3 protein-coding genes are annotated in these 4,312 nt (G+C 60.1%); 1 reads left to right on the top strand and 2 read right to left on the bottom strand.

Features of this window, described 5'->3' with window-relative positions:
* Both JWR14_RS18035 and JWR14_RS18040 read right to left on the bottom strand, forming a co-directional pair.
* Positions 1-2,164: TonB-dependent siderophore receptor (locus JWR14_RS18035; RefSeq protein WP_299709457.1), on the bottom strand; the 2,164-nt coding region annotated here is incomplete at its 3' end.
* Between the two features lie 403 nt (positions 2,165-2,567).
* Positions 2,568-3,281, bottom strand: a complete 714-nt coding sequence (locus JWR14_RS18040; RefSeq protein WP_299709459.1) for a TetR/AcrR family transcriptional regulator — start codon at positions 3,279-3,281, stop codon at positions 2,568-2,570.
* A 177-nt stretch (positions 3,282-3,458) separates the two neighbouring features.
* Between JWR14_RS18040 and JWR14_RS18045 the strand changes: the two genes are divergently transcribed.
* Positions 3,459-4,312: SDR family oxidoreductase (locus JWR14_RS18045; RefSeq protein ID WP_299709461.1), on the top strand; the 854-nt coding region annotated here is incomplete at its 3' end.

Below are 4,312 nucleotides of genomic sequence, written 5' to 3' on the forward strand. Positions count from 1 at the left end.
TCAGCGCATCGTAGTAGTGCTTGTTGGTCAGGTTCTGCACGTTGAACTGGATGTCGTAATGCTTTTGGTGGAACGCGGCCATTGCGTCCCAGCGCGTGTACGCAGGCACTTGCACGAAGTCGTTGCTCGCGGCATATCGTGCCGATGTGTACACCGGACCGCCGCCGAAAGTCCATTGCGGCGTGAGGTCGTAAGTCGTCCACAACGTGATCATGTTGCGCGGCGTGTTCGCCAGCGTCTTGCCGTTGGTGTTGTCCAGCGCCTTCATCACCTGGCCGTCCATGTACGTGTAACCGCCAAACACTTGCCACTTGTTCGTGATGTGGCCAGCCAGCCCAAGTTGATAACCTCGCACGCGCACGTCGCCGTCGAGCGAGTAGGTGCCGTCGGCCTGGAGCGTGCGGGCGTTGGTTTTATCGATATTGAACAGCGACTGCGTCACCGACAACCCGCCGTTCAGCAAATCCCACTTCGTACCCACTTCATAGGAACGGTTCGATTCCGGCGGCGTGTTCTGCTGGTTGTTCGTCAGCGTCAGCGCTTCCAGCGACGGGTTGAACGACGTGCCGTACGACACGTAGTACGACTGCCAGTCGGTCGGCTGGAAAATGATCCCGCCGCGCACGCTCGTGAAGAAATTAGTTTGCGTAGCGTACGAAGGCGCATTGAGCGTGTTCTTGATCGACGCCTCGTAGCGGTCCCAGCGCAAGCCGCCCACCACCTTCCAGTACTGGCCGATAGAGACCGTATCGTTGGCATAAATGCCGACACCGTTCGCACTCGATTCCACCAAATTGGTCGCCACTTCCTGCGTATTGGCGGGTCGCGTGGTGTATTGCGGATTGAGCAGCGGCACGATCGCGATGGTGTTCGACGGCAGGCCCGGCGTCGTCGCGGTGAACGACTGGTTGCTATAGGTCTCGTGGCTCAGGTCAATGCCTGCGATCACCTCATGCTTGAGGAAGCCGGTGTTGAACTTGTAATCGATATCGGTCGTGTTGTAGACCGAGTGATCGTTGATGTTGCGGTCCTTGCCCTGCAACTTCACATATAGCGACGACAACGGCAGCGTCGTGAAATTGCCGTTGGCAAGTGCAGTGGATGTTCCCAGCGGCCCGGTCAGGACAGCCGCCGCGTTGGTCGCGGTGGCCTCGGTGCCGTAGTGGCTGAACTGGGTCTCGTTGCGCAGCGTGAGGTTGTCGTTGAAACGATGCTGGATGCGCGCCGAAAGCGTCTGCACGTCCTGGATCGTCCGGTCGCCTTCGAAGCCATAGAACTGGCTCTTGCTCACCGGGACCGGCGCGCCGTTCACCGGCGGAATGCCATAGTCCGGCTGGTCGCGGTTGTGCTGGATCAACGCTGACAAGGTGACTTCCGTCGGCGTTCCAATGCCGAAGCGCACGGTCGGCGCGAAGCCGTAGTCCTTGCTTTTCATCACGTCGCGCGTGGAACCGAGGTCTTGCCCGAACGCGTTGAGGCGCACGGCGGATGTGTCGGACAGCGGCTGGTTGATGTCGAACGTGGTGCGGTAGCGGTCGCTCGTGCCGACCATTGCGGATACCGATGCGTGCGCTTTCAAACCCGCCTGCTTGCTCACCTGGTTGATCACGCCGCCCGTGGAGCCGCGCCCGAAATACAGTGATGACGGACCATACAGCACATCGATGGATTCAAGATCGAACGTGTCCCGATAGTACTGGCCGCGATCGCGGAAGCCATCGAGATAAATGTCGGTGCGCGCCGAGAAACCGCGCAAATTGATGTTGTTGCCGATCTGGCCGCCTTCCGCTGCACCAATGGTGACGCCGGGGACGTTGCGAAGGGCATCGGAGAAAGAGGTCGCTGCCTGGGACTGAAGCACGGCTTTCGGGACCACCACGGCCGCTTGGGGGATATCGCGCAACGCGGTCGGGACCTTGGCGCCTACGCTCGACGTTTCGGGCTGAAAATCGGGCGTGACGGCTTGGGCGTTGACGTGCACGGCAGGCAGCGCGGCGCCTTCAACGGGAGGTGCGGCTTGCGGGGCTTGTGCGGACGGGTCCGCCTGGGCAGTTTGATCGGCCTTGTTGACTGGCGCGGCCTGCGCGTGAGCATAAAGCGGTACGGCAACAGGAGCCGCCAGCGCGGTCATGATTGCCGCGGCAAGCGGTGTCTTCCTCAACATGTGTTTCCCCGAGTGTGCTTGATGGTCAAAAAAGCCGGCGCCGTTGCGCCATGCCGGTCAATTGCTTCCGCGATGCCCGCGGTGGCTTGAGCGGTCGATATTCGGCGCAGCAGTCCGTCGTTGCGGAGGATGTGCAGCGTTTGCCGAATAGTTCCTAAATACGAATCAATATCATTACACAGGTAAGAATTGTTTTCAATACGACTTCGGGAACTATGCGGATAGCTGACGGACAAAGGCTCCGCAATTTTCACGCGGCGGTTTTATCGGACGAAATAAACGCGCCGCGGAGGGCAGGGCGTTGAGGGGCGGGGATGAGAGGGGTAATGCCGGCAATTGGAGGGCGACCAACGATTCCGTGTAGGCCGCGGTCAACCGTAATAATTGTACAAATCAAGTTCTTTCATTCAGGCGAGTTTGGGGTGTCTTCAAACGTCCTGAGTGCCGCTGCCATGTCGCGTTGTAATTGCCCGAGGGCGGCGACCTTCGGATTGGGCGGCTGCAAACCCTGCCAAAGAAGCAGGGATAACCGCTTCGACGTCTCTTCAATATCCACCGTTTTCTTGCTGATCGCGTCCCACAGCACATGTTCCATCGGCCCATAAATGCTCGAGCGCAACAGGCTTAAGGGCAGGTCGTCGCGGATATCGCCGGCTGCCACGCCGTCCGACAGCACCTGCATCAGCGGCGCGGTATAGCGCCGCTGGAGTCGCACGATTTCATCGCCGAAGGTGTCGTCTTTCGCGCGTCCTTCGGACAGGATCAGCGCGCACAGCCCCGGCCCATCGATCATCAGCCGGTACAGGTGCGTGCGGATCAGGAAGAACAGCTTCGCGCGCGTGCCCGTGATATGCGGCAACGTGGCTTCGATCTCCGCGATGATCTCGTCATACCAGTCGCAGATCACTCGCACGCAGAGGTCGCGCTTGCCGGAGAAATACGTGAACACTGTCGCCTCCGATACCCCCAGCCGACGCGCCATATCGATGGTCGTCGCCGACGCATATCCGCGCTCCGAGAACACTTGCCGCGCCACGAGCAAGATGTCCTTGATGCGTTGTTCGGACTTGATGCTCGACGGCGCACGCCGTGCGGGGAGGGTTTTGGGCTGACTCATAGTGGCGATGAAAGTCGCTTGTCACAGGAAGTAATTTGAGTGTAGCTCAATTGCACTGATACGCAAATTTAAGCCGTTGTTTTGACAAATATTAAGGGTTAACCGGCTTGACGTTGGCATGGTGTTGAGTTTTACTCAAGCACATTGAGGCGCACTCACCCAGTTACGTTGAGAATCATGGAAACCAATCCGAACGACCGCCACGGTCCGCATCAATACCGTTCCGTTTTCCGCCCCGGCCTGTTCGCCGGCAAGGTTGTCATGGTGACGGGCGGAGGCAGCGGGCTTGGCCGATGTACCGCGCACGAACTGGTCTCGCTGGGAGCTTCGGTGATCCTGATCGGACGAACCCTGGCGAAGCTGGAAACCGTGCGCGCCGAGCTGGCCGAGGACTACCCGGAAAGCGCCGAACGCGTGCGCTGCCACGCCTGCGACATCCGCGACGAAACGAGCGTCAAACACGTCGTCGCCGCGGCAATCGCCGATTTCAACCGGCTCGACGGCCTGTTCAATTGCGCAGGCGGCCAGTTTCCCGCGCCGCTCGACAAGATCTCGCTGAACGGCTGGGACGCGGTGGTGCGCAACAACCTGCACGGCACTTTCCTGATGTCGCGCGAATGTTTTACACAATGGATGCGCGATCACGGCGGCTCGATCGTCAACATGCTCGCGGACATCTGGGGCGGTATGCCCGGCATGGGCCATTCGGGCGCCGCGCGTGCGGGCGTCTGGAACTTCACGGAAACGGCCGCGTGCGAATGGGGTTACGCCGGCGTGCGCGTGAATGCCGTTGCGCCGGGATGGATTGCATCGGCGGGAATGGATAGTTACGACGAACGTTATCGTGCGTTGTTGCGCGAGCTCAAGCACAAGGTGCCGTTGCAGCGCTTCGGGACCGAATCCGAACTGGCCGCGGCGGCGGTATTTTTATTGTCCGAGGCATCGGCGTTTATCAACGGGACGGTGATTCGCGTCGATGGCGGCGTGCCGAACGCACGGCATTCTTGGCCATTGGCGGCCGCTGGGCGTAC

It is taken from the genome of Caballeronia sp. (genome assembly GCF_028292365.1).
Lineage (GTDB): Bacteria > Pseudomonadota > Gammaproteobacteria > Burkholderiales > Burkholderiaceae > Caballeronia.